The following is a 26264-nucleotide window of genomic DNA, read 5'->3' on the forward strand; positions in this document are numbered from 1 at the left end:
ATGACCGAACAACCGACGACCGCTGCGCCTGAAACCAGTTACAGACAGCGGGTTATCAGCACCATTGTCCGGGAGCACCAGTCGCTGTGGCGCATACTGGATCTGCTGGATCAGCTCCAGCACGATATGAACATCAACGAACAGCAGCCGGATGGTGCCCTGTTCAGTAAGGTATTTGACTACATTCAGCACTTTGCCCGCCGGGTGCGTGGATCTGCCGAGGAAATCGTGCTGTATCGCCTGCTGGGAGAGAAATCTCCGGAGACCCGGCCCCTGCTGGATAAGCTTGCCCACGGTTACGTGATTGGCGACGGAAAAATCAACGAGCTGCGTGATCTGCTGGCGCGCTGCATGCAGCACTGGCCCGAGGGTCGGGAAGACTTCAGTCACGCCCTGGCCCGGTTTACCGAAGCCCTGCGCAAGCACATCAAAAAAGAAGAAGGCGTGGTTATCCCCCGGGCGCGCCAACTGCTGACCGAGGACGACTGGCGGCTGATTGTTGAAACCCGCGACCAGGCCAACGATCCGCTGTTTGGCGAGCGGGTGCGCGAGGAATTCCGTGAACTGCGCCACCATATCGTCAGCTACACGCCGGAGCGTCTGGGCGGACTCGGGTTGCAACCGGCCCCCCAGGCGGCGGCTGCGGCGGCCGGCGGGGAATTGCTGGCGATTCAAGGTCTGAAAACTTCCTATGGTCAGATCGAAGCCTTGCACGGCGTCGATATCCGCATCAACAGTGGTGAGATCGTGTCTCTGGTCGGGGCCAACGGTGCCGGCAAATCCACATTGTTGATGACCATCTCCGGTCTGCAACCCACGGACAGCGGCAGCATTACCTTCGAAGGTAAGGATCTGGCGAAAGTCGGGGCCGACCAACGGGTCGCCCAGGGCATTGTGCAGGTACCGGAAGGGCGGCAGGTGTTCAAGGACCTGAGTGTGGAGGACAACCTGGTGCTGGGCGCCTACACCCGGGGACGCAGTGCCGAGGTGAATGACGATCTGGAACGCATGTACAGCAAGTTTCCCATCCTGCGGCAGAAGCGCCGCAATCTGGCGGGGGAATTGTCCGGTGGTCAGCAGCAGATGCTGGCGATGGGGCGGGCACTGATGGCCAAGCCGCGCTTGCTGTTGCTGGATGAGCCCAGTATGGGACTGGCGCCGCTGATCATTGAAGAGATCTTCAACATCGTTAAAGAACTCAAAGAGGAAGGCATTACCATCTTTCTGGTGGAGCAGAACGCCTCCCAGGCGCTGGCGCTGGCTGACCGGGGCTATGTGCTGGAAACCGGCCGGGTGGTGGTGGAAGGCACCGGCCGTGAACTGCTCAGCAACGAGAAAGTGCGTGAGGCCTATCTGGGTATGTGATGCCAGCCAGGGGCAAAAAAAAACCGCCAGAGCGTGAAGCTGCTGGCGGTTTTTTTATGGCGGTGAAGCTTACTGCGGCTTTTTGGCCACCAGGGTCAAAATGTCGTAACTGGCCACCAGCTCGTCGTGCTGGTTGGTGACCTGCACGTCCCACGCCACGACACCTTGCGGATGACCATCCGGAGAAGTGCGGCCCTGGTCGATCTTGCGCTTACAGGTCAGGCGGGCCTGGATGGTGTCACCCGGGGCGACCGGTTCGATAAAGCGCAGCGTATCCAGCCCGTAGTTGGCCAGTACCGGGCCTTCCGCCGGGTGGATGAACATCCCCGCAGCCGCCGACAGCACAAAGTAGCCGTGGGCGATGCGCTTGCCGAACTGACTGTTTTTGGCCGCAATTTCGTCAAAGTGCATGTAGAAGTGATCGCCCGACAGGCAGCCGAAGTTCACCAGATCCGCCTCGGTGACGGTGCGCCGGTGGGTCAGCAGGGACTGGTTGATCTGCAGGTCTTCGAAGTGGTAACGGAACGGGTGCAGATCGTTTTCGATCACCTGGGCCCCGCGCACGTACTCGCCGGTGACCGCCGCCAGCATGGTGGGCGAGCCCTGAATGGCGGTGCGTTGCAGGTAATGGAATACCGCCCGCATGCCACCCAGCTCCTCGCCGCCGCCGGCGCGTCCGGGACCGCCGTGCTTGAGCATGGGCAGGGGCGAACCGTGACCGGTGGACTCTTTGGCCGCTTCCGCATCCAGCAGGTGCAGGCGCCCGTGGTAGGCGGCCAGCGCCGGTGCCAACGTGCCCGCAATGGCCGGATCCCGGGTGGTCACCGTGGTGACCAGAGAACCCCGTCCCTGCGCTACCAGCGGCACAATTTGGTCGATACTGGCATAGGGGATGACGGTGGCCACCGGCCCGAAGGCTTCAATGTCGTGAGCACCGCAGCCATTGTCCGGGTTGCGACACAGCAACAGGTGTGGCTCGATAAAGGCGCCTTGGTCGGTGCCGTCGCCGGTGGGGGTGAAGCTGCCGTCACCACCGAACACCAGTTCACTGGTTTTCAGCAGTTCCTGAATGTTGGCTTGCACGTCTTCCAGTTGGTCCCGGGAGGCCAGCGCACCCATGCGCACGCCCTCGACCGACGGGTCACCCACGGTCACTTTGGACAGTCGCGCTTTCAGCTTGTCGCACAGCGCCTCGACGCGATCCTCGGGTACCAGGATGCGGCGGATGGCGGTGCATTTTTGACCCGCTTTGGCGGTCATCTCGCGGCCGATCTCCCGCACAAACAGATCAAACTCTTCGTGATCCGGGGTAACATCCGGGGCCAGCACCGCGCTGTTCAGGGAATCGGCTTCGGCATTGAACGGAATGGACCGGTTGATGATGTTTGGATGGTTGCGCAGCATGCGCGCCGTGTTGGCCGAGCCGGTGAAGGTCACCACATCCTGCTCCAGCAGGTGCTCGAACAAATCACCGGTGCTGCCGATGATCAGTTGCAGGCTGCCTTCCGGCAGGGCGCCGGATTCCTGCATCAGGCGCACCGCCAATTGGGTTACGTAACAGGTTGCGGTGGCCGGTTTGACGATGGAGGGCATCCCCGCCAGGAACGTCGGCGCAAACTTCTCCAGCATGCCCCATACCGGGAAGTTGTAAGCGTTGATGTGCACCGCCACGCCGCCCCGGGGCACCATGATGTGGGTGCCGGCGAAGTGGTTGTTTTTACCCAGCTGGGTAACGGGGCCTTCGTGCACCACGTTGCCGGAGGGCAGCTCGCGACGGGCCATGCTGGCGTAGGAGAACAGCGTGCCGAAGCCGCCGTCGATGTCGATGCCGTTGTCCGCTTTGCTGGAACCGGTGTGCATCGACAGATCGTAGAGTTGCTGTTTGTGCTCCTGCAGGTACAGGGCCATCTCCCTGAGGGCCAGGGCACGCTGTTGAAAATCCATCGCCAGCAGGTTTTTGCCGCCGACCTGGCGGCCGTAGCTCACGGCTTGGCTGAAATCCAGGGTCTCGCCGTGGGTGTGGGCGACAATCTCGCCATTGATCGCGCTGGGCAGGGCTTTGGCTTGCTGTTCGCCAACCCACTCACCGGCAATAAAACTTTGGGTAACTGACATGTGAAAAAACTCCAGAATTACAGTTCGTCGTAGTCGAGCACAACCTTGTCGCTGATCGGATAGCACTGGCAGGACAACACGTAACCGGCGTCGATTTCGTAGTCTTCCAGAGCGAAGTTCTGATCCATTTCCACTTCTCCTTCTACTACCTTGGCCCGGCAGGTGGAGCACACCCCGGCTTTGCAGGAGTAGGGCAGATCGGCACCTTCATCGTTGCCGGCGTCAAGGATGCTTTTGGTGTCTCGCACCAGGTCGAAAGTCAGTGAGCGGCCATCGGCCTTGACGGTGACCACGCTGACCGCTTGCGGGTCGATGTGGGCGTCCGCGCGGTCTTTGCGGGCCTTGGGTTTGCCACCGGCGGGGGTAAACAGTTCAAAATGCACTTTGGTTTTGTCCAGGCCGTGACGTACCAGTGAATCACGCACGGTTTCGGTCATCGCCTGGGGGCCGCACAGGAACGCGGCGGTCAGATCTTTGGCGTCGATCCAGTGATCGAACAGCTGATCGCACTTGGCGGCGTCGATCCGGCCGTTGTACAGGTCTATGTCCTGTTCTTCCCGGGTGAAGATGTACACCAGGTTGAAACGGGTCATGTATTCGTTCTTCAGATCCTGAAGCTCGTCCCGGAACATGGTACTGCTGGTGCCCTTGTTGCCGTAGAACAGGGTGAACTGGCTCTTGGGTTCGGTCTCCAGGGTGGTTTTCACGATGGACAGAATCGGCGTAATGCCGCTGCCGGCGGCGACCGCCAGATAATCACCTTCCCGCTGCGGATCCAGCGCAGTGCCGAAGGTGCCTTGTGGGGGCATCACTTCGAGGGTGGAACCGGGCTTCAACTGTTCATTGGCGAAATGGGAAAATACCCCACCGGGGACGCGTTTGACGGCAATGCGCAGCTCCTGATCCTGCTCACTGGCGCAGATGGAATAGGTGCGGCGCACTTCTTCGCCGTCCAGATGGGTGCGCACCACCAGATGCTGGCCGTGCTTGTAGGTGAATTTCTCTGCCACATCGTCCGGCAGGTCAAAGCTCAGGGATACGGCGTTTCTTGTTTCCGGTCTGACCTCTTTGATGGCCAGAGAGTAGAATTTGTTCATGATCGTATCGGCTCTATATGCATTTGAAGTAGTCGAAGGGTTCCAGGCAATCCCGGCAGCGGTACAGCGCCTTGCAAGCGGTTGACCCGAATTCGCTGAGGCGTTCGGTGTGCTCGCTGTTGCAGCGGGGGCAGGCCACGATCTCGTCGGCACCCAGCAGGCTCATCTTGCTGGCACTGCCCTGGGGCGGCGCTATGCCAAAGGCGCGCAGCTTGTCCCGCCCTTCCGGGGTGATCCAGTCGGTGGTCCACGCCGGGGTCAGCACCCGGTTGATCTGCGGATCGCGGATGCCGGCGGCGCGCATGGCTTCGGCGATCAGTTCTTCGATCAGCTCGGTGGCCGGGCAGCCGGAGTAGGTCGGGGTGACATCCACCTGCAGGTGTTTGCCATCCCAGCTCAGGCCACGCACTATGCCCAGCTCGACCACACTGACCACCGGCACTTCGGGATCTTTGACCCGGTCCAGCAAGTCCCAGATGGCCGCTTCGGTCAATCGCTCCGGGTGGGCATTGGCCGGCACCCGGTCACTGGCAATCAATACGTCGACAGACGATGGTTGATGGTCATGCATCCCACAGGCTCCCTCTATCAATCCGCCGGACTCACCAGGTGGTGGCATCCGGGTAGGCGCGCGGCAAAAACTGCATCACCGCCAGAATGTGCCCCAGATGCTCGGTATGCTCGCCGCGTTTGCCGCCCAGATACATCCAGGCGTCTTCCGCCCCGGTGGTGAGGGTGGCCTGAGTCGCGACTTCGCGCACGGTGTTGTGCCAGTCCTGCTTCAACTGCTCGGGGTCGGGGCCAATACCCGCCTTGAACATGGCCTGGTCGATGTCATCGGCGGTGACCAGTTCGCCGGTGAATCGCCACAGCACATCAAACGCGTCCTGGATGCGGCGATGGCTCTCGTCGGTGCCGTCCCCCATGCGCCGCACCCACTCGGATGAACGGCGCAGATGGTAAGTCGCCTCTTTCACCGCCTTGGCGGCAATGCCGGCAATGCGGTCGTCACTGGCGTCCACCAGCCGGGTCAGGGTGTGGTAGTGCCACACGTCGTAAAAGAACTGCCGGGCGATGGTGAACGCATAGTCTTCGTTGGGCTGCTCCACCAGCAGCAGATTGCGATACTCGTGTGCATCCCGCAGAAACACCAGTTGGTCGGCGTCGCGGCCGTCATCCAGCAGCTCGGCGGCGTACTCGTACCAGTTGCGGGCCTGACCGATCAGGTCGAGCGCCACGTTGGTGGACGCCAGCTCTTCTTCCAGGGCGGGGGCCTTACCAACCAGTTCGCTCAGGCGCTGGCCCAGAATCATGGCGGAATCCGCCAGGCGGAGCAGGTATTCCTGCAGGGCGTGTTGATCGCTCATTCCAGACTCCTCACATGTGGCCGACTTCGTCAGGCAGCTCGTAAAATGAGGCATGCCGGTACACCTTGTCGTCGGACGGATCGAACAGCACTTCTTTCTCGTCCGCGGCGGAGGCGGTAATGGTTTCCGAAGGAACCACCCAGATGCTGACCCCTTCGCTGCGACGGGTGTACAGCTCGCGGGCATTTTCCATGGCCATTTCGTTATCGGCGGCGTGCACACTGCCCACGTGCTTGTGGTTCAGACCGTGCTTGCTGCGCACAAAGACTTCATAAAGGCGCCATTCAGACATCATCGTTCTCCTGTTTACGCGACAGCGCGCTGTTGTTGTTTTTTGGCGTAGGCCACGGCGGCTTCCCGGACCCAGGCGCCCTCATCGATGGCTTTTTTGCGGGTGGCCAGACGTTCCCGGTTGCAGGGGCCATTGCCCTTGAGCACATCGTAGAATTCTTTCCAGTCGATCTCGCCGAAATCGTAGTGTCCCCGTTCTTCGTTCCATTTGAGATCCGGATCGGGCGCGGTGCAGCCGAGAAACTCGAGTTGAGGAACGGTCTGGTCGATAAACATCTGGCGCAGTTCGTCGTTACTCTTGCGCTTGATCTTCCAGGCCATGGACTGCTGGGAGTTGGGGGATTCGTCATCGTGGGGGCCGAACATCATCAGTGCGGGCCACCACAGCCGGTTGATGGCGTCCTGCACCATGTCTTTCTGTGCCTGGGTGCCTTCCCGCATCATGTCGAGCAGAATCTGGTAGCCCTGACGCTGGTGGAAGCTCTCTTCCTTACAGATCCGCACCATGGCGCGGGAGTAGGGGCCGTAGGAGGTGCGCTGCAGCACCACCTGGTTGACAATGGCGGCGCCATCCACCAGCCAGCCCACCGCTCCCATGTCTGCCCAGTTGAGGGTCGGATAGTTGAAGATGCTGGAGTATTTGGCTTTGCCGTCATGCAGTTTCTGCACTTCTTCGTCCCGGTCGGCCCCCAGCGTCTCCATGGCGCTGTACAGGTACAGACCATGGCCGGCCTCATCCTGGATCTTGGCCATCAGTTGCAGCTTGCGCTTCAGGGTGGGCGCGCGGGTCACCCAGTTGCCCTCCGGCAACATGCCCACTATTTCCGAATGGGCGTGCTGGGAGATTTGCCGGATCAGCGTCTTGCGATAGCCGTCCGGCATCCAGTTCTTGGCTTCAATCTTGGTTTCGGCGTCAATTTTTTGCTGGAACTCACGCTCTTCCGGCGACATCTCTTCCAGGGTCTTGAGACGCTTGCTGCCGGTCTCAACGAGTTGTGCGTACATAACTCTCTCTCCGAATCAGGCTTGTAGGTCTGCTGGCGGTCAACAGCAGGGCGCCGCGACAGGTCACGGGCTATGGCTCCATAGTATATGATACTGAATAAATATCAATAGATCGTATTTCGTATCACGTTGTCGGGTGTGGTCTGTTGGTTCTTATTTAACTTGTTGATTTTTAAGGGTTAAGTGTTGCTGTTTAATGATTTGTTTTGGGTTGAGTGTGGCTCGTTGAAAAATAAATGACCGGGGCGGCTCAGCCGTTCCCCGGCCTCGGACCTCAGTCCTGGCGACGGTCAAACACCCGTTTGGCCTTGCCTTCGGAGCGACTCAGGGTGCCGCTGTCCTGCACGTGGACGGTGGTGCTGATGCCAATGAACGATTTGATGTGGTGCGCCAGTTCGTTGGCCGCCTCGGTTTTGAGCTGCTCGCCTTCGGCGCCCCGCTTCAGTTCGACGCGGATATCCACGCAGTCCAGATTGCCTTTCTTGTACACCTCGATTTCGTAATGGGGCGCCAAAGCGTTGCACTTGAGCACCTGTTCCTCGATCTGGCTGGGGAACACATTAACGCCGCGGATGATCAGCATGTCGTCGCTGCGGCCGGTGATCTTGTCAATCCGGCGCATGGGGCGTGCACTGCCGGGCAGCAGCCGGGTCAGATCGCGGGTGCGGTAGCGCAGCACCGGCATGGCCACTTTGGTGAGCGAGGTGAACACCAGTTCGCCGTATTCGCCATCGGGCAGTACTTCACCGGTATCGGGATTGATGATCTCTGGATAGAAGTGGTCTTCCCAGATGGTCGGGCCGTCTTTGGTTTCCAGACACTCCATGCCCACCCCGGGGCCCATCACTTCCGACAAGCCGTAGATGTCGAGGGCCTGAATCCCCAGCCGGTCTTCCAGTTCGGCGCGCATTTCATTGGTCCAGGGTTCGGCCCCGAAAATGCCCAGGCGCAGAGGCAGGGCCTTCGGGTCAATGCCCTGGCGATCCATTTCGTCGGCAATGTTGAGCATGTAGGACGGGGTGACCATGATGATGTCCGGCGCAAAGTCCCGGATCAGTTGCACCTGCTTTTCGGTCTGGCCACCGGACATGGGGATGACGGTGCAGCCCAGGCGTTCGGCACCGTAATGGGCGCCCAGTCCGCCGGTGAACAGGCCGTAACCGTAGGCCACGTGGATCTTGTCACCGGCGCTGCCGCCGCCGGCGCGGATGGAGCGGGCCACTATGTCGGCCCAGGTATCGATGTCGCCCTGGGTGTAACCCACCACGGTGGGTTTGCCGGTCGTGCCGCTGGAGGCGTGCACACGCACCACCTGTTCCATGGGCACGGCGAACATGCCGAACGGGTAGTTGTCCCTGAGGTCCGCCTTAACGGTGAATGGCACTTTGGCGAGGTCTTCCAGGGAGTTGATGTCCATCGGCTTCAGATCAATGGCATCAAAGGCCTGGCGATAAAACGGCACGTTGGTGTAGGCGTGCCAGACACTCCAGCGCAGACGCTGGAGTTGCTCGTGGCGCAGTTCGTCCACACTGGCGGTTTCCATCCGGTCCAGTTTTCCGAGGTGTTGCATGGGCAGATTCATGGTTGTTCCTGTGTTGTTCTTGTTGACCCGGCGTGTCACCGTGCCAGTTTCGGTTGTTACTCGGGCCCGGGGCTGGCCGGGCCGGGTTCATCGGTCGGCGCGGTCGACCCGTTCGATAATGAGCGCAATGCCCTGACCCACTCCGATGCACATGGTGCACAGCGCGTAGCGCGCACGCTGCCCCTGCTGGTGGCGGCGTTCCAGTTCGTGCAGGGCGGTGGTCACCAGGCGGGCGCCGCTCATCCCCAGAGGGTGCCCCAAAGCAATGGCGCCGCCGTTAGGGTTAACGTGTTCGGCATCGTCGGGCAGGCCCAGATCGCGGAGCACAGCCAGCGCCTGGGCGGCGAAGGCTTCGTTCAGTTCGATGACGTCCATGTCCGCCAGCTCCAGCCCGGCCGTTTTCAGTACCTTGCGGGTGGCAGGTGCCGGCCCCATGCCCATGATGCGCGGTTCAACCCCGGCGGTGGCCATGGCGACGACCCGGGCACGGGGGGTGAGCTGGTGCCGTTGCAGGGCTTCGCCACTGGCCAGCAACAGCGCGCAGGCGCCGTCGTTGACCCCGGAGGCATTACCGGCAGTGACGCTGCCGTGTTCACGGAAGGGCGTTCCCAGACTGGCCAGCTTTTCCAGGCTGGTTTCCCGGGGGTGCTCGTCGGTGTCCACGATGAGCGGATCCTGCTTGCGGCGGGGGACGCTGACCGGCACGATTTCTTGGTTAAAAAAGCCGGCTTGTTGCGCGGCGGCGGTGCGTTGCTGACTGCGCAGGGCGAAGGCGTCCTGATCTTGCCGGGAAATATTGAAATCGGCGGCCACGTTCTCGGCGGTTTCCGGCATGGAGTCAATGCCATACTGTTTTTTCAGCAGCGGATTGACGAACCGCCAGCCGATGGTGGTGTCGAACAGTTCGGCGCTGCGGCTGAAAGCGGTGTCGGCCTTGGCCATCACAAACGGCGCCCGCGACATGGATTCCACGCCGCCGGCCAGCATCAGCGCCGCTTCGCCGGTGCGCAACGCCCGGGCGGCACTGCCAATGGCGTCCATCCCGGAACCACACAGCCGGTTGATGGTGCTGCCCGGCACGTCAATCGGCAGGCCGGCCAGCAACAGCGACATGCGGGCCACGTCGCGGTTGTCTTCACCAGCCTGGTTGGCGCAGCCGTAGAGCACATCGTCTATGGCGGTCCAGTCCAGATCGGGGTAACGGTCTGTCAGGGCTTTCATGGGAATGGCACCCAGATCGTCGGCTCGCACGGACGCCAGCGCGCCCCCGTAACGGCCAATGGGGGTGCGTACCGCGTCGATTATGTAGGCCTCTTGCAGAGGTTTGGGGTTGCTCATTGTGGGTCCTCCGACTGGATGACTGGGCCGCGCACCTGATAGGACTTGCCGCGAAACAGGGCGACGGTTTCGTTGTGCTGATTGCTGATGGTGATGTCGTACACCCCGGTGCGGTTGCCCCGGGATCGTTCCACTGCCCTGGCGGTCAGCAGATCGCCTTCCCGGGCACCAATCAGGTACTCGATGGAGCAGCCGGAGGCGACCGTGGCTTTGTTGTAGCTGTTGCAGGCAAAGGCAAAGGCCGAGTCAGCCAGCGTAAACAGGTAGCCGCCATGGCAGGAGCCGTGACCCTGAATCATGATGCCGGTGACCGGCATGGTAACCGTCGCCTCGCCGGGGGCGACCTGAACAATTTCCATGCCCAGGTGGCGACTGGCTTCATCCCGGGCATAGATGGACTCGGCGCACTCCTGGGCCAGTTGTTGGGCTTGTGCGTCGCTCATGAATAGAACCCTCGTTCGGCAAAGTGGTTGTTGCGTAACAGCAGTGCGGGCCGGTAGCGATCCTCGCCATAACTCTGCTGCAGGTGGGTCAGCACCTGGTGCACCCGACTGGTGCCGAGCTGGTCGCACCAGCGCAGCGGACCTTGCGGGTAGTTCAGGCCGGCTTTCATGGCCAGATCAATGTCACTGACCGAAGCCACGCCGTGCAGGACCGCGTCGGCGGCTTCGTTGGCGAGAGTGGCGACGGTGCGCATGACCACCAGCCCGGGGCGGTCGGCGACCTGACTCACCGCCAGACCGGCCGTTTGCAGCAGCGCACAGGCGTCATTGACCGCCTGGGCCGACGCTTGCGCGGCGGCCGCTACCGCGAGGCGGCTGGCGCTGGCGTAGTCAAACGCCAGGTCCAGCAATATCAGATTGGCGCAGGCTTCGGCCGCGGCGCGTTCCGTAGCCATCCGGCCGTCGGTCAGGGCCAGCACCGCATCGCCAAAGCGCAGGCGGCCGGGGCCGTCCCGTTCGATCACGGTGAGGCCGCAGTCACGCAAGCGGTTCACCAGAGGCGCCAGCGGCCCCGGGTCGCCTTCCACAATCAGGGTGTCGGCGGTGGCGCTCACCGTTGCCACGGTTGCGGGCTCTGGCTGGTGCGCACCGTCTGCGTAATCGTAAAACCCCCGGCCACTCTTGCGCCCCAGGCGACCGGCTTCCACCAGTTCTTGCTGGACCAGTGAGGGCAAAAAGCGGGGATCCTGGTAGTAGGCGTTAAACACAGAGGAAGTCACCGCGTAATTCACATCGTGGCCGATGAGATCGGTCAACTCGAACGGCCCCATACGAAACCCGCCGGCCTCGCGTACGATGGCGTCCAGGGTGGCGCAATCGGCGGTCTGTTCCTGCAGCAGGCGCAGACTCTCCGCATAAAACGGCCGGGCCACCCGGTTCACGATGAAGCCGGGGGTGGAGGTGGCCGTGACCGGCTTTTTGCCCCACTGGGCCGCCGTGGCGTAGATGCAATCGGCCACCTGGTCGCTGGTGGCCAGACCTTTGATGACTTCCACCAGCGCCATCAGTGGCGCCGGATTGAAAAAGTGCATGCCCACCAGGCGTTCGGGGTGTGCCAGGTGGGCGCCCAGAGCCGTGACCGACAGGGACGAGGTGTTGGTGGCGAGAATGGTGTCTGCCGTGCACACCCCTTCCAGCTCGGTCAGCAAACTGCGCTTGATGTCCAGATTTTCGACAATGGCTTCGATGACCAGCCCGGCCTCGGCCAGTTCGTCAAGCGTATTCACCGGTTGGATCCGATCGAGCAGCGCATCCAGCGCCGCCTGGGGCATTTTTCCCTTATCCACCCGGCGTTGCAGTTGTCTGGCGATACCCTCACGGCCTGCGCGGGCGGCGCCCTCGCGCTGGTCCAGCAGTAGCACCCGGTGGCCGGCCTGAGCGGCCACCTGAGCAATACCGGAACCCATGGCGCCGGCGCCGATCACGGCAACGGCAATCTCAGTGGCAAGTGGTTGCATGGTTCAGTTCCCCTTGAATTCGGGGGCGCGCTTTTCCATAAAGGCGGCTACGCCTTCGCGGTAGTCGTTGGTGCGCCCGGCCAGGCGCTGCAGGTCGCGCTCGACCAGCGCCTGTTCCTCGAAACTGTTGGTGGCGCTGGCGTGCAGCGCGCGCTTGATCAGCGCCAGGCCTTTGGTGGGCTGGCTGGCAAAATGGCGGGCCAGCTTCATGGCCTCGGCCTGCAGGTCGTCGTCGTCCACGCACTGCCAGATCATGCCCCACTGTTCCGCTTGTTCGGCGCTCAGTTTGTCGCCCAGCATCGCCAGACCTTTGGCGCGGGCCATGCCGACCAGCCGTGGCAAGGTCCAGGTGCCGCCGGAATCAGGAATCAGGCCGATTTTGCAAAACGCCTGAATAAAGCTGGCGGAGCGGGCCGCCAGGGTGATGTCGCAGGCCAGCGCAATGTTGGCACCAGCCCCGGCGGCGACGCCGTTGACCGCACAGACAACCGGCATGGGCAAATCCCGCAGGGATTGCAGCAGCGGGTTGTAGTATTTTTCAATGGACAACCCCAAATCGGGTGCAGCTTCACCGGGTTTGACGCTGCGATCCGACAAGTCCTGACCGGCACAGAATCCACGTCCGTTACCGGTCAATAACAGAACCCGCACACTGGCGTCGTTGCGAATGGTTTTCAGCGCCGCCCGCATCTGTTCATGCATGTCAACATTAAAACTGTTGAGGCTCTGGGGGCGGTTCAGGGTCACTTTGGCAATGCCCTGATCGATATCGAGAAGCACGCTCTGCTCGGTCATGAAAAATCCTTGTGGTAGCCATGGCACCCGCCGCCATGCGGCGGATGGAAGTGGTGAATGAACCCGGGGTCAACGCCCGGAGAACGCTGGCTTGCGCTTGTTCTGAAAAGCCTCGAGGCCTTCGCGGCGATCGTCGGTCGCGGCCAGAATGGTAAAGGCGTGGCGCTCGAACCGCAGGCCGGCCGCCAGATCCATATCCTCCGCACGCTGGACCGCCTCGCGAGCCAGTTGCACCGCAATGGGTCCCTTGGAGGCGATGGTGCGGCCGATCGCGACGGCGCGTTCAACGGTCAGTTCCGGCTGGCACACCTCACTCACCAGCCCCGCCTCCAGGGCCCGCTGGGCACTGATGGGTTCGCCGGTCAGCACCATCTGCATGGCCAGAGACTGGCCGACGGCGCGCACCAGCCGCTGGGTGCCGCCGGCCCCGGGCATGATGCCCAGGTTGATTTCCGGCTGGCCAAAGCGGGCGTTGTGGCCCGCAATCCGGATGTCGCCGTGCATGGCCAGTTCGCAGCCACCGCCCAGACAGAAGCCGTTCACCGCAGTGATCAGGGGTTTGGTAAAACGTGCGATACGGGCCCAGTGCTGGACACGGGGGTCGGTCAGCATGCCGACCGTGTCGCGGGCGGCCATCTCATTGATGTCGGCACCGGCAGCAAACGCCCGCTCGCTGCCGGTAATAACCACCGCACGGGTGTCAGGGTCCGCTTCCGCGGCGTCCAGCGCCTCACTGAGGGTTTCAAGCAGGGCGGTGTTGAGGGCGTTCAAGGCTTCGGGGCGATTCAGTGTTAACAGGCGAACGCCCTGATCCGGCCCGTGAGAGAGCAGTATCTGTGGCATAGTGTTTCCGGTCTGACCTTGTTGTTGGTTGTCGGTATGGATGCCTACCCGTTGAGTTCTAGAAGAGTATAGGTTTGAATTGATACCGGTCAATAGCTCTAGGGGTGATTTTTTGTATCACGTTGCAGGTGGGTGGTCGGGTACTGGTGAGCTTTACCCCCAAGATGTTGATTGTGAGGGGCGTTTATTTCGGGTGAGCGTACCTCGGCGTCCCGGATGCACAGCGCAGAGGCGCCGGCGACTGTTTCAGCGCGACAGGGTCGGGGTTTTGATACAAAATTGTCTGTTGCCCATGTAAAACTACAAACACGTTAAAAGGAGAGGTTTATGCCCTGTTACCAGATTGACGGTGTCACGCCCGTGGTGCACCCGTCTGCTTATGTACACCCGAGTGCCGTGCTGATTGGCGATGTGCATATCGGACCGGATTGTTATGTCGGCCCTTGTGCGTCGCTGCGCGGCGACTTTGGTCGCATCGTGATGGAGCAGGGCGCCAACCTGCAAGACACCTGCGTGGTGCATGCGTTTCCCGGCCGGGATGCGGTAATCCACCGCAATGGCCACATAGGGCATGGCGCGGTCTTGCACGGCTGCGTGATCGAAGAAGATGCCATGGTGGGCATGAACGCCGTGGTGATGGACGAAGCCGTGATTGCGGCACGCTCCATTGTGGGAGCCGCGGCCTTTGTGAAAGCCGGCTTCAGTTGTGAACCGGCTTCACTGATCGTGGGCTCGCCCGCCAAGGTGGTGCGTCAACTGAGTGAGAAAGAGGTGGGCTGGAAGCTGCGCGGCACCCAGGAATACCAGGCACTGACCCGGCGGTCGCTTGCAACCATGCAGGAATGCACACCGCTGACCGAAATCGATGCGGAGCGGCCGCAATTGCAGGTGGGTGAGCACGATCTGAAAGACCAGTGAGCGGAGTTCCGGGGTCTGAGCTTATAGCAAAACATTATAGTTAGGTTCGTATTCATTCCTCCGAGGCGGATTTATAATGGCCGTTCAAGTGGTTAGTGCAGCGGAGGAAACTTTCATGTTACGGGTAATGGTCTTTATCGTCGGCCTGGTCGCCACATCCGCGTTCGCGGCCGCAGGCAAGGCGCCGCCGCTGGTGGATGCCGGCTGGCTCCATGCGCACCTCCAGGATGAAACTCTGGTGGTGCTGGATATTCGCTCGGCGATCGACAATGGCGGAGATCGCAGCGGGTTTAATCAAGCGCACATACCCGGGGCGGTCTACAGCAATTACGCCACCGACGGTTGGCGTGAAACCCGCGAGGGAGTGCAGGGATTGTTACCGCCGGTTCGCAATGTGGAGCGTCTGATCGGCGGCCTGGGCATTGGCAATTCCCATACCGTGGTCATTGTCCCGGCCGGGACCGGGCCAACGGACTTCGGCAGCGCGGCCCGGGTCTACTGGACCTTCCGGGTGTTGGGCCACGATCAGGTGAGCATTCTCAACGGTGGCTTTGCCGGCTGGCAGGCGGCCGGTTATGACGTAGCTTCCGGTGACGGTGGCCAGCGGCCGGTCGCCAGCTTCCAGGGCGAACTGCAGGAACACCTCATCGCCACCCTGGCCGAGGTTGAGCAGGCCCGTACCGAACAAGCCCAGTTGGTGGATGCGCGGCCCGAGGATTATTTCGGCGGGGAAACCCGGTCACCGGCGGCCAAGGCGCCTGGCACCCTCCCGGGAGCCCTCAATCTGCCCCATCACACCCTGCTCAGTGAGCAAAATCAGGCCTGGTATCTGGATGTGGCCCATCTGACCGAGCGGATCAATGAAGCGGAGCTCAATCGCGACGCGGAGACCATCGCTTTCTGCAACACCGGTCACTGGGCCGCGACCGACTGGTTTGTGCTCAGTGAAGTGGCCGGATTTGATCGCGTCGCCTTGTATGACGGCTCCATGGCCGAATGGTCTCAGGACAGCAGTCGGCCCATGCAGGTGGCCAAGCGCGGTCTGGGCAAGTTGCTAGACATTTTTAACTGAGCGGGGGTGACATGAATCAGGCGACCAACGCGCCCGCCGAAACGGCCCTGGCGCTCTGGCATATTGACCGGTTTGTGGTGCTCACCGCGCTGGCCGGACTGGCGGTGCTGGGGGGATTGATCTGGCTGGAAACGGCGCCCTTCATGGTGGCGTTGTTTGCGCTGGGGGCACTGCTGGGGGTGGCACTCTACCACGGCGCTTTCGGCTTTACCGCTGGCTGGCGCAATCTGGTGGTGCACAAGCGTGGCGCGGGCATGCGCGCGCAACTGCTGCTGTTCGGTGTCACCTCCATCATCATGGTGCCCCTGCTGGCGCTGGGGAAAGATGGCATGGTGGGCGCCCTGGCCCCGGTGGGCACCTCGCTGGTGGTCGGTTCGTTCATTTTCGGAGTGGGCATGCAACTGGGGGGCGGCTGCGGTTCGGGCACCTTGTTCAGTGTCGGCGCCGGCAACCTGCGCATGGTGGTCACGCTGGTGTTTTTTATTACCGGTGCGGTGCTCGGCTCCATCCACCTGCCCTGGTGGCTGGATCAGCCGGGGTATGACCCGATCCCCCTGGTGCGGAGTTTCGGGGTCAGCGGGGCGGTGCTGTTGCAACTGGCGGCGCTGGGGTTACTGACGCTGTGGGTTAACCGGGTGGAGCGCCGGGCCCACGGTCAGGTGCAACGGGAGGAATGGTTGTGGCGTAACCGCCAGCACGGCTTTTTCCGTACCCTGATCAGTGGCCGCTGGCCGTTTGTCTGGGCGATTGTGATCCTTGCCCTGGGCAATGTTCTCACCTTGCTGATCAGCGGGGCACCCTGGAGCATCGTGTTCGCGTTCAACGTCTGGGGTGCCAAAGCGGCTCAGGCCATCGGCGTTAACATGAGCCAGTTTGAATTCTGGCAGTGGTCTTATCCGGCGATGGCTCTGCACGACTCGGTGCTGGCCAATACCACCTCGGTGATGAATTTTGGTCTGTTGTTGGGGGCCATGCTGGCGGCCGGCCTGGCCAACCGGTTCAATGCCGCCAGTCGCCAAGCCATGGGCAAGCGTCCACTGCTGGCCGCGGTGATCGGCGGTCTGTTACTGGGTTACGGGGCCCGCCTGGGGTTCGGTTGTAACATCGGGGCCTTGTTCTCCGGTATTGCCTCCGCCAGCCTGCACGCGTGGGTCTGGTTTGCCTGTGCGTTTACCGGATCGCTGATCGGTATCCGCCTGCGGCCCTGGTTTCGCTTGCCAAATTGATTAGGGAGAGAAAGAAACTATGGCCAAGGCGTACCACCCCCTGCGCATAATCCTTGCGTTGATGGTCATTCTGGTGCTGATTTTAATGGACCACCTCCACAGCCCCACGTTCCGCTTCAACAGCGGCCAGGGCAATGTGCAGACCACCCTGTCGCAGCGCGACCAGAGCGCCTGCGCCCCCTGCGGTGCTCCCTGTCCGTCGGCACGGGAATAACACCGTTTTTCAACCGGTTATTGAAGGCATATAGGTGCAGAATGCAATCTTATGCCTTCAATAATTATGGACTCTTAAGGTAATCAATGTTTTCATTTGTGTCGTTAAGGGCAACGGAACACACAAATGACCGATAAGGTAGTGGTAAAAAACCTCTTTAAAGTGTTCGGGGAGAATCCTGAACAGGCGATCGATATGGTTCGCCAAGGCATTTCAAAAGCAGACATTTTCGAACAAACCGGGCAGACCGTGGGCGTGATGGACGCCTCCTTCAGTATCAAAGAAGGTGAGATCTTTGTGGTCATGGGATTGTCCGGTTCCGGTAAATCCACCCTGGTACGCCTGCTCAACCGTCTGATCGAACCCAGTGCCGGGGAGGTCCTGATCGATGGCCAGAATATTGCCGCCATGTCGGATCAGGAATTGCGCGAGTTGCGGCGCCGCAAAATGAGCATGGTGTTTCAGTCCTTTGCGCTTATGCCCCACCTGACGGTGCTGCAGAACGCCGCCTTCGGCCTGGAACTGGCGGGGATGGACCGCCAGGAACGCAACCAGCGCGCCCTGGAGGCGCTGGCCCAGGTCGGCCTGGACACGGTGCATATGAGTTACCCGGATCAGCTTTCCGGTGGGATGCAGCAGCGGGTGGGTCTGGCCCGGGCGCTGGCGAACAACCCCGATGTGATGCTGATGGACGAGGCCTTCTCGGCCCTGGATCCGCTGATCCGCACCGAGATGCAGGATGAGTTGGTCAAACTGCAGAGCAAATCCCGTCGTACCGTCATCTTTATCTCCCACGATCTGGACGAAGCCATGCGCATTGGTGACCGCATCGCCATTATGGAAGGCGGGCGGGTGGTGCAGGTGGGCACGCCGGACGAAATATTGAAAAATCCGGCCGACGACTACGTACGGTCGTTTTTCCGCAATGTGGACGTCACCAGCATTTTGTCCGCTAAAGACATTGCCTCCAAGCAACAGGCCACGGTGATCAAACGGGAAGGCTTCGGGCCGACTTCGGCGATCGAGCGTCTGCGCCAGCACGAGCGTGACTATGGGTATGTGGTGTCGCCTGACGGTACCTTCCACGGCGTGGTGTCGATCGCGTCGCTGTTGGCCGCGGAGAAAAACAACGGTCGTCTGACGGACGCCTTTCTGAACGAAGTCGAACCGATCCATGTCAACACTTCGCTGAGCGACGTGATCGGTCAGGTGGCCAGGCACGCCTATGGTCTGCCCGTCATTGACGACAACCGGGAGTATCAAGGCGTTATCACCCGGGTCGCCATGCTGCGCGCCCTGGATCGTGAGGAGGAATGAACATGGCCACTGAAACCACAACCAACCCCTGGGCCACCGGCACGGCAACGGAACCGGCGCAAGACACTGCGAGTAATCCCTGGGCCACGGCAGAGGAATCGGGCAGCAGCGCGCCCGCCGAGGCGGCCAACAACCCCTGGTCCGGCACCCCGGACGAGGGCACCGAAACGACCGGCAACGCCGAGCCGGCGCTGGACTGGCTGGCGGCCGACAACGCGCAAGGCGAGGCGGGGTTCAGCATCCTCGATCCGTTTGTGCACTATGAAATTCCCTTGCAGGACTGGGTCGAAACGGGTCTGAGCTGGCTGGTGGACAACTTCCGCGGCGTGTTCCAGAGCATCCGGATGCCGGTGGATGCGGTGCTGACCGGGGTTGAAAGTACCCTGACTGCGGCCCCGGCGGTGTTGATCATTACCATTATGGCGTTGCTGGCCTGGCAATTGTCCAGCAAGCGTCTGGCGGTGGGGACCATTCTCTCGCTGGTGGCGGTGGGCCTGATCGGGGCCTGGCATGAAGCCATGATCACCCTGGCGCTGGTGCTGACGTCGCTGATTTTCTGCATCGGCATCGGCCTGCCCACCGGCATCTGGCTGGCCCGTAACGACCGCGTCGCCGCCATCATGCGACCGGTGCTGGACGCCATGCAGACCACCCCGCCGTTCGTATATCTGGTGCCCATTGTGATGCTGTTCGGTATTGGCAACGTACCGGGAGTGGTGGTCACCATCGTATTTGCCCTGCCACCGCTGATCCGGTTGACCAATCTGGGCATCCGCCAGGTCCCGGCGGATCTGGTAGAGGCGTCCCGGTCCTTCGGGGCCAGTCCGCGGCAATTGCTGTTCAAGGTACAGCTGCCGCTGGCCATGCCCACCATCATGGCCGGGATTAACCAGACTCTGATGCTGGCCCTGTCCATGGTGGTGATCGCGTCGATGATCGCCGTGGGTGGGCTCGGGCAGATGGTGCTGCGTGGTATCGGCCGTCTGGACATGGGCTTGGCGACGGTAGGTGGCCTGGGCATTGTCCTGCTGGCCATCCTGCTGGACCGCATGACCCAGGCACTGGGCCGCGACCAGCGGGTATCCGGTGTGCGCCACTGGCACCAGCGGGGCCCCGCCGGGCTGATCACCCGGCTTGTGGGTCACCGTCGGTCAACCGATGCCGGGGTGCCAACAGGCACCGCCCAGCAGTAAGCCCCGCCACGGGGCACGTGTACTAAATTAATAACACTGACGTAAACGTCGAACAGGAGAGACAGATGTCAACTTCATGGATTAAAAAAACCGGCCAGGGATTGCTGGCAGCCGCCCTGGCCACGAGCCTGAGTGTACAGGCCGACAGCCGGCCGGGTGAGGGGGTCACCGTGACCCCGCTGAAAAGCTCGATTGCCGAAGAAACCTTCCAGACCCTTCTGGTCAGCCGGGCGCTGGAAGAGCTGGGTTTTACGGTAGAAGACATTCGCGAGCTGGAATACCCGGCTGCCCATATCGCCATTGCCAATGGCGACGGCACTTTTCTCGCGGATCACTGGTACCCGATGCACATCGATTTCTATGAAAAAGCCGGCGGCGACGACAAGCTGTTCCGTTCCAACGTCTTCTCCGGTGGAGCCTTGAGCGGTTATCTGATCGACAAGAAGACCGCCGATGAACACAACATCACCCACATCGACCAGCTCAAGGACCCGGAGATTGCCAAGGTTTTCGATGCCGATGGCAATGGCAAAGCGGATCTGACCGGTTGCCCGCCGGGCTGGGGGTGTGAGCAGATCATCGAGCACCACATGGATGCCTATGGACTGCGGGACACGGTGGACCACAACCAGGGGTCCTACTCCGCGCTTATGGCCGGCACCATCGCCCAGTTCAACAAAGGCGAGCCGGTGCTCTACTACACCTGGGTACCCTACTGGGTGAGTGCGGTGATGAAACCCGGCGAAGACGTGGTGTGGTTGCAGGTGCCCTTCTCCGCGCTACCCGGGGAGCGGGGCGAGGTGGACACCTCCTTGCCGGACGGTTCCAACTTCGGCTTCCAGGCTAACACCCAGCGCATCGTCGCCAACCGGGACTTTGTCGAAAAATACCCGTCGGTAAAAGCTCTGTTCAACGCCATGGAAGTGTCCAGCGGTCATATTTCCGCCCAGAACCTGGCCATGCGTAACGGTCAGGACAGCGACCGGGACATCGAGCGGCATACGGATCAGTGGATCAAGGCCAACCGGGAAACCTTCGACCGCTGGTTGGCAGCGGCGCGGGCCGCTGCCCGGTAATCCCCGGACACATTGCAGACCGACCGAAAACCCCCGGCTCCGACCGGGGGTTTTTATATTTTGCTCAGTCAGCGAACACCCACCGGGATGGTGTGGGTGTTCTTGATCTCCCGCAGGGCGAAGTTGGAATTTACCTGGGCGATGCCCTGCAAAGTGAAGATTTTCTCATTCAGAAAACGGTCGTAGCTGGCCATATCCGGGACGATCACCCGCATCACAAAATCCGCATCACCGGTCACCGCAAAACATTGCAGCACCTCCGGGTAGCTGCTGACTTGCTGCTCGATTTCGGCGGTGCTGTCGATGGTGTGTCGTTGCAATGACAAATTGACGAGCACGCACAACCCCTGACCGATGCGTTCAGGGGCCACCTGTGCGCTGTAACCGGTGATGACACCGGCTTCCTCGAGTGTCCTCACCCGGCGCCAGCACGCGGCCGGGGACAACCCCACCTGTTCCGCCAGATGCTGGTTGCTGATCCGCCCGTCCTGTTGCAGCAAGTCCAGAATGCGCTGGTCGAGTTTGTCCAGTTCCACCTGTTTCATTTGGTAACACTCGCAGTTTTTCGAAGGATCTTTCGTTTGCATGATCATTATAGGGATATCTTGTGTGAAAGCTAAAGGTGTTGGGTCAATAAGCAAGCACCTTTTGCGAACTTCCCTCTAGACTTCAAGTCATAAAATCGACAATAAGAGGAGGGCGTTATGTCCACCGACATCTCTCAAACCGCTGCCGGCGAAGGCAGCACCGCCGGGGAAGAACTGTCTCCGGGCAGCACTCCGCAGCTCGATGAGTACCAGCTTGAAGACCGCTATCTGCGTAAATCCGGGCGGGTCTTTCTCACCGGTACGCAGGCGTTGGTGCGTATTCCCCTGATGCAGGCCGAGCTGGACCGCCAGGCAGGGCTGAATACCGCCGGCCTGGTCAGCGGCTACCGGGGATCCCCTCTGGGTGCCTACGATCTGGCCCTGTGGCAGGCAAAGCCTCTGTTGAATGAGGCCCGGGTCGATTTTGTCCCGGCCATCAACGAGGATCTGGCCGCGACCATCATTCTGGGTACCCAGCAAGTGGAAACCGATGCCGACCGCGAGGTGGACGGAGTCTTCGGACTCTGGTACGGCAAAGGCCCCGGGGTGGATCGCGCCGGCGACGCCCTGAAACACGGCACCACCTACGGCAGTTCGCCCCACGGAGGGGTGCTGGTGGTGGCCGGGGATGACCACGGGTGCGTGTCCTCCTCCATGCCCCACCAGTCCGACGTGGCGTTCATGAGCTTCTTCATGCCCACCATCAATCCGGCTAATGTGGCCGAATACCTGGAGTTTGGACTCTGGGGGTATGCCCTGTCCCGTTACAGCGGCTGCTGGGTGGGTTTCAAGGCGGTGTCCGAAACCGTGGAAAGCGCAGCGTCAGTGGAGCTGCCGCCCTTGCCGGAATTTGTCACCCCGGATGATTTCACCCCGCCGGAGGACGGCCTGCACTACCGCTGGCCCGATCTGCCGGGACCGCAGCTGGAAACCCGCATCGAACACAAGCTGGCAGCGGTGCAGGCCTTTGCCCGCGCCAACCCAATCGACCGGTGTCTGTTCAATAACGCCGAGGCGCGGTTTGGCATTGTGACCACCGGGAAAGGCCATCTGGATCTGCTGGAAGCACTTGATCTGCTGGGCATTGATGAAGCCCGCATGCACCAGCTGGGACTGGACATTTACAAGGTGGGGCTGGTCTGGCCCCTGGAGCGGCGCGGCATTCTCGACTTTGTGCACCACAAGGAAGAGGTGCTGGTGGTGGAAGAAAAGCGCGGCATTATCGAGAGCCAGATCAAGGAGGCCATGTCCGAGCCGGATCATCCCGGGGAGGTGTTGATCACCGGGAAACAGGATGAACTGGGGCGCCCGCTGATTCCCTACGTGGGCGAGCTGAGTCCCAAACTGGTTGCCGGCTTTCTGGCCGACCGGCTGGGCCGCTTTTTCGGGATTGATTTCAGTGACCAGCTGGCGGTCATGAACTGCATGAGCAACGCGGAGGATCCAGGCGGGGTCCGGCGCCTGCCGTACTTCTGCTCCGGCTGCCCCCATAATATTTCCACCAAGGTCCCGGAAGGCAGTAAGGCGCTGGCCGGGATCGGTTGCCACTTTATGGCCTCGTGGATGGGCCGTAATACGGAATCGCTGATCCAGATGGGCGGCGAGGGGGTCAACTGGATCGGCAAGAGCCGTTACCTCGGTAACCCCCATGTGTTCCAGAATCTGGGCGAGGGCACCTATTTTCATTCCGGCTCCATGGCCATACGCCAGGCGGTCGCCGCGGGCATCAACATCACCTACAAAATCCTGTTCAATGATGCGGTGGCCATGACCGGTGGGCAGCCCGTAGACGGCCAGATTACCGTGCCAATGATTGCCCGCCAGGTCGCCGCCGAAGGCGCACGACGGGTGGTGGTGCTCAGTGATGAGCCGGACAAGTACCACGGCCATCTGCACCAGTTCCCCGACGACGTCAGCTTCCATGACCGCAGCGAGCTGGATCAGGTGCAGCGGGAGTTGCGCGACATTCCCGGGTGTACCGTGCTGATCTACGACCAGACCTGTGCCGCTGAAAAGCGCCGCCGCCGCAAGCGCAACCAGTACCCGGATCCCGCCAGACGGGCGTTTATCAATCATCACGTGTGCGAAGGTTGCGGCGACTGTTCGGTGCAGTCGAACTGCCTGAGTGTGGTGCCGCGGCACACCGAACTGGGACGCAAACGCAAGATCGACCAGTCGTCCTGTAACAAGGATTTCTCCTGCGTGAATGGCTTTTGCCCCAGTTTTGTCACTATCGAGGGTGGCCAGCTGCGCAAATCCCGCGGTCTGGACACCGGCTCGGTGCTGACCAGCAAACTGGCCGATCTGCCGGAGCCGGTGTTGCCGAAGCTGAGCGGCTCCTACGATTTGCTGGTGGGCGGTGTCGGTGGTACCGGGGTCGTCACCGTGGGCCAGCTGATTACCATGGCCGCCCACCTGGAAGGCAAGGGCACCTCGGTGCTGGATTTCACCGGATTCGCCCAGAAAGGCGGTACGGTGCTCAGTTATGTGCGCATGGCGCCGACGCCGGACAAATTGCATCAGGTGCGCATCAGCGCCGGTGAAGCCGATGCGGTGATTGCCTGCGATCTGGTGGTGGCCTCGTCCCAGAAAGCGCTGAGCGTGTTGCGGCCCGACCGCACCCGCGTGGTGGCCAACGAAGCCGAGTTACCCACCGCCGATTATGTGCTCTACCGGGATGCGGACATGCAGGCCGACAAACGTCTGGAGCTGATCCGTAACGCCGTCGGCGAGGACAACTTCGCGCAACTGGATGCCAACGGCATCGCCGAACAGCTGATGGGCGACACGGTGTTTTCCAACGTGATGATGCTCGGCTTTGCCTGGCAGCGGGGGCTGTTGCCGCTGTCCCATGCGGCGTTGATGAAGGCCATTGAACTCAACGGCGTGGCGGTCGAGCGCAACAAGGAAGTGTTCGGCTGGGGCCGGCTGGCGGCGGTCGATGTGAGCGTGATTACCGAGCTGTTGCGTCCCGCTGAAAACGCCAGTCAGGAGACGCAAACGGAGCCGGATCTGGACGAGTTGATCCAGAGCCGTTACCGGAATCTGGTGAACTATCAGAACCGCCGCTGGGCCGATCGTTACACCACGCTGGTGCAGCAGGTGCGTGAGGCGGAAGAAAAGCTGGGCGAGACCAACCACTTGCTGACCCGCGCGGTGGCCTGGCAGTTGTACCGGTTTATGGCCTTCAAGGATGAATACGAGGTGGCCCGGTTGTTCACGGAGACCGATTTCCTGCAGGAGGTGAACCAGACCTTTGAGGGCGACTTCAAGATTCACTTCCACCTGGCACCGCCGATCATGAACCGGGGTACCGACGCCCAAGGCCGGCCCCGCAAGCGTGAGTTTGGTCCCTGGATGTTCCGCGCGTTCAAACTGCTGGCCAGATTGCGGGTGCTGCGGGGCACGGTGCTGGATCCGTTCCGGTACACCGCCGACCGCAAGATGGATCGGGCGCAATTGCACGATTACCAGCAATTGGTGGCGCGGATCGTCCGCGAGCTGGATGCGCGCAACTACGACACTTTCTTGCAGCTGGCGGAACTGCCAGCGGAAATACGCGGCTATGGCCCGGTGCGGGAGCAGTCCGCCCAGGCGATCGAGGCCAAGCAGCAGCAGCTGATCAAAGCTCTGGATACCGGTCGCCCCACGTTGATTCGCACGGCTCAGGCCGATACCAAGGAGACAGATCATGTTTGAGTCGCTCAAGCCCTTACCCCATGACCCGATCCTGCATTTGATGCAGGCCTACCGGGACGACCCGCGACCCGAAAAGGTGGATCTGGGTGTGGGCGTCTATAAGGACGATGCCGGCAACACACCCATCATGGCGGCGGTGCATGAAGCCGAGCGGCGTCTGCTGGCGGCAGAAACCACCAAGAGCTATGTGGGACCGGCGGGATCGGCGGCGTTTAACGAGGCGATGGCGCGCCTGATTCTCGGGGAACGCAACCCGTTGCTGGCAGAAGGCCGCACCTCGGTGATCCAGACCCCGGGTGGTTGCGGGGCGCTGCGCATGGCGGCGGAGTTCTTCCGGTTGTGCCGGGCGGACACCCGGGTGTGGGTCAGTACGCCAACCTGGGCCAACCATATACCCTTGCTGAGCGGAGCGGGACTGCAATTGCAGGAGTACCCCTATCTCGACCGCGACACCATGACCGTGGATTTCGACGCCATGCTCGGGGCACTGGAGGGCGCTCGGCAGGGCGACGTGGTGTTGCTTCACGGCTGTTGCCACAACCCCTCCGGGGCCGATCTGACGTTTGCCCAGTGGCAGGCCCTGACCGGGCTGATTCAGCGCAAGGGTTTGCTGCCTTTTGTGGATATCGCCTATCAGGGGCTGGGGGACGGTCTGGAAGAGGATGCGGCCGGACTGCGTTACCTGGCCGGTCAGGTGCCGGAGATGGTCATCGCCGCCTCTTGTTCCAAAAATTTTGGCCTGTACCGGGAGCGAACCGGCGCACTGATGCTGATCTCGGCCAGCGGAACCATTAACACCGCGGCCACCAGCCAGCTGCTGGGGGTGGTCCGTGGCCATTATTCCATGCCTCCGGCCCATGGAGGCGCCATTGTCGAAACCATCCTGACGGACGACGCCTTGCGCGCCAGCTGGCAAAGCGAACTGAGCGGCATGTGCGCGCGAATTCTCGGGCTGCGGCACGCCTTTGCCGATGCTCTGGCGCCGGTGGGTGATTTCGGTTTTATTGCCCGCCAGCGGGGCATGTTCTCGTTTCTGGGGATAACCCCCGAGCAGGTTCGGCGGCTGCGGGAAGAACATGGCATCTATATGCTCGACAGCAGCCGGGTCAACGTGGCCGGCCTGAACGAGCGGGTGTTACCCCAAGTCGCCAATGCGATAGGCGGTGTAATGAAGTAGGGCCTCGACGGGCTTCCTGACGAAGAC

General features: G+C 61.5%; 23 protein-coding genes and 1 pseudogene. 11 read left to right on the forward strand and 13 right to left on the reverse strand.

The annotated features are described in order from the left end of the window. Nucleotides 1-450: pseudogene (locus tag BG841_RS17355) on the forward strand (hemerythrin domain-containing protein); the annotation flags it as partial. 210 nt (nt 451-660) lie between these two features. After that, nucleotides 661-1365, forward strand: coding sequence for an ABC transporter ATP-binding protein (locus tag BG841_RS17360; protein ID WP_070058737.1), 705 nt, complete (start codon nt 661-663; stop codon nt 1363-1365). 69 nt (nt 1366-1434) lie between these two features. Here BG841_RS17360 and paaZ read toward each other — a convergent pair whose 3' ends face one another. From paaZ to paaF, 12 genes are all read right to left on the reverse strand, one after another. Beyond that, a complete protein-coding gene (gene paaZ, locus BG841_RS07690) occupies nt 1435-3480 on the reverse strand; it encodes a phenylacetic acid degradation bifunctional protein PaaZ (protein ID WP_070057125.1) in 2046 nt (681 codons plus the stop codon). A 17-nt stretch (nt 3481-3497) separates the two neighbouring features. Next, complete coding sequence (paaE, locus tag BG841_RS07695; RefSeq protein WP_070057126.1) at nt 3498-4577, reverse strand: 1,2-phenylacetyl-CoA epoxidase subunit PaaE; 1080 nt, start codon at nt 4575-4577, stop codon at nt 3498-3500. A 13-nt stretch (nt 4578-4590) separates the two neighbouring features. Further along, nucleotides 4591-5148, reverse strand: a complete 558-nt coding sequence (gene paaD, locus BG841_RS07700) for a 1,2-phenylacetyl-CoA epoxidase subunit PaaD (protein WP_070057127.1) — start codon at nt 5146-5148, stop codon at nt 4591-4593. 31 nt (nt 5149-5179) lie between these two features. Beyond that, nucleotides 5180-5944: a 1,2-phenylacetyl-CoA epoxidase subunit PaaC gene (paaC, locus tag BG841_RS07705; RefSeq protein WP_070057128.1), complete on the reverse strand. Its 765-nt coding sequence runs from the start codon at nt 5942-5944 to the stop codon at nt 5180-5182. Nucleotides 5945-5954: 10 nt separating this feature from the next. Further along, nucleotides 5955-6236, reverse strand: a complete 282-nt coding sequence (gene paaB, locus BG841_RS07710; protein WP_070057129.1) for a 1,2-phenylacetyl-CoA epoxidase subunit PaaB — start codon at nt 6234-6236, stop codon at nt 5955-5957. A gap of 14 nt (nt 6237-6250) precedes the next feature. Then, complete coding sequence (paaA, locus tag BG841_RS07715) at nt 6251-7240, reverse strand: 1,2-phenylacetyl-CoA epoxidase subunit PaaA (RefSeq protein WP_070057130.1); 990 nt, start codon at nt 7238-7240, stop codon at nt 6251-6253. Nucleotides 7241-7514: 274 nt separating this feature from the next. Next, complete coding sequence (gene paaK / locus BG841_RS07720) at nt 7515-8822, reverse strand: phenylacetate--CoA ligase PaaK (protein ID WP_070057131.1); 1308 nt, start codon at nt 8820-8822, stop codon at nt 7515-7517. 87 nt (nt 8823-8909) lie between these two features. Continuing rightward, the gene (pcaF, locus tag BG841_RS07725; protein WP_322853365.1) at nt 8910-10160 is read right to left on the reverse strand and encodes a 3-oxoadipyl-CoA thiolase; all 1251 of its coding nucleotides are present in this window, start codon (nt 10158-10160) and stop codon (nt 8910-8912) included. Beyond that, nucleotides 10157-10603: a hydroxyphenylacetyl-CoA thioesterase PaaI gene (gene paaI / locus BG841_RS07730; protein WP_070057132.1), complete on the reverse strand. Its 447-nt coding sequence runs from the start codon at nt 10601-10603 to the stop codon at nt 10157-10159. Before paaI ends, pcaF begins: the two co-directional genes overlap by 4 nt. Continuing rightward, nucleotides 10600-12120 (reverse strand): 3-hydroxyacyl-CoA dehydrogenase PaaH, encoded by a 1521-nt coding sequence (gene paaH, locus BG841_RS07735; protein WP_070057133.1) that lies wholly within the window; start codon nt 12118-12120, stop codon nt 10600-10602. The genes paaI and paaH overlap by 4 nt, the downstream gene beginning before the upstream one ends. A 3-nt stretch (nt 12121-12123) precedes the next feature. Beyond that, a complete protein-coding gene (gene paaG, locus BG841_RS07740) occupies nt 12124-12915 on the reverse strand; it encodes a 2-(1,2-epoxy-1,2-dihydrophenyl)acetyl-CoA isomerase PaaG (protein WP_070057134.1) in 792 nt (263 codons plus the stop codon). A gap of 69 nt (nt 12916-12984) precedes the next feature. After that, nucleotides 12985-13758: a 2,3-dehydroadipyl-CoA hydratase PaaF gene (gene paaF, locus BG841_RS07745; protein WP_070057135.1), complete on the reverse strand. Its 774-nt coding sequence runs from the start codon at nt 13756-13758 to the stop codon at nt 12985-12987. Between the two features lie 327 nt (nt 13759-14085). Here paaF and BG841_RS07750 point away from each other — a divergent pair, with 327 nt between their 5' ends. The 7 genes from BG841_RS07750 to proX all read left to right on the forward strand — a co-directional run bounded on the left by BG841_RS07750 (nt 14086) and on the right by proX (nt 20774). Continuing rightward, nucleotides 14086-14676, forward strand: coding sequence for a phenylacetic acid degradation protein PaaY (locus tag BG841_RS07750; RefSeq protein WP_070057136.1), 591 nt, complete (start codon nt 14086-14088; stop codon nt 14674-14676). Between the two features lie 115 nt (nt 14677-14791). After that, complete coding sequence (locus BG841_RS07755; RefSeq protein WP_070057137.1) at nt 14792-15748, forward strand: sulfurtransferase; 957 nt, start codon at nt 14792-14794, stop codon at nt 15746-15748. A gap of 11 nt (nt 15749-15759) precedes the next feature. Then, nucleotides 15760-16974: a YeeE/YedE family protein gene (locus BG841_RS07760; protein ID WP_070057138.1), complete on the forward strand. Its 1215-nt coding sequence runs from the start codon at nt 15760-15762 to the stop codon at nt 16972-16974. 19 nt (nt 16975-16993) lie between these two features. Beyond that, nucleotides 16994-17188 carry a hypothetical protein gene (locus BG841_RS07765; protein WP_070057139.1) on the forward strand — a complete coding sequence of 65 codons (195 nt, stop codon included), beginning with the start codon at nt 16994-16996 and terminating at the stop codon, nt 17186-17188. A gap of 126 nt (nt 17189-17314) precedes the next feature. Next, nucleotides 17315-18505, forward strand: a complete 1191-nt coding sequence (gene proV, locus BG841_RS07770; RefSeq protein WP_070057140.1) for a glycine betaine/L-proline ABC transporter ATP-binding protein ProV — start codon at nt 17315-17317, stop codon at nt 18503-18505. 2 nt (nt 18506-18507) lie between these two features. Beyond that, nucleotides 18508-19698, forward strand: a complete 1191-nt coding sequence (gene proW / locus BG841_RS07775) for a glycine betaine/L-proline ABC transporter permease ProW (protein ID WP_070057141.1) — start codon at nt 18508-18510, stop codon at nt 19696-19698. A gap of 65 nt (nt 19699-19763) precedes the next feature. After that, complete coding sequence (gene proX, locus BG841_RS07780; RefSeq protein WP_070057142.1) at nt 19764-20774, forward strand: glycine betaine/L-proline ABC transporter substrate-binding protein ProX; 1011 nt, start codon at nt 19764-19766, stop codon at nt 20772-20774. Nucleotides 20775-20842: 68 nt separating this feature from the next. On the opposite strand, the gene BG841_RS07785 is transcribed toward proX, so the two are convergent. Continuing rightward, a complete protein-coding gene (locus tag BG841_RS07785; protein WP_070058739.1) occupies nt 20843-21319 on the reverse strand; it encodes an Lrp/AsnC family transcriptional regulator in 477 nt (158 codons plus the stop codon). Nucleotides 21320-21478: 159 nt separating this feature from the next. Here BG841_RS07785 and BG841_RS07790 point away from each other — a divergent pair, with 159 nt between their 5' ends. Together BG841_RS07790 and BG841_RS07795 are read left to right on the forward strand one after the other, a co-directional pair. After that, complete coding sequence (locus BG841_RS07790; protein ID WP_083260212.1) at nt 21479-25060, forward strand: indolepyruvate ferredoxin oxidoreductase family protein; 3582 nt, start codon at nt 21479-21481, stop codon at nt 25058-25060. Then, a complete protein-coding gene (locus tag BG841_RS07795) occupies nt 25053-26237 on the forward strand; it encodes an aromatic amino acid transaminase (protein ID WP_070057143.1) in 1185 nt (394 codons plus the stop codon). The genes BG841_RS07790 and BG841_RS07795 overlap by 8 nt, the downstream gene beginning before the upstream one ends. Nucleotides 26238-26264: the final 27 nt, after the last annotated feature.

The sequence above is a fragment of the Marinobacter sp. X15-166B genome, from assembly GCF_001752365.1.
In the GTDB taxonomy this organism is placed as follows: domain Bacteria; phylum Pseudomonadota; class Gammaproteobacteria; order Pseudomonadales; family Oleiphilaceae; genus Marinobacter.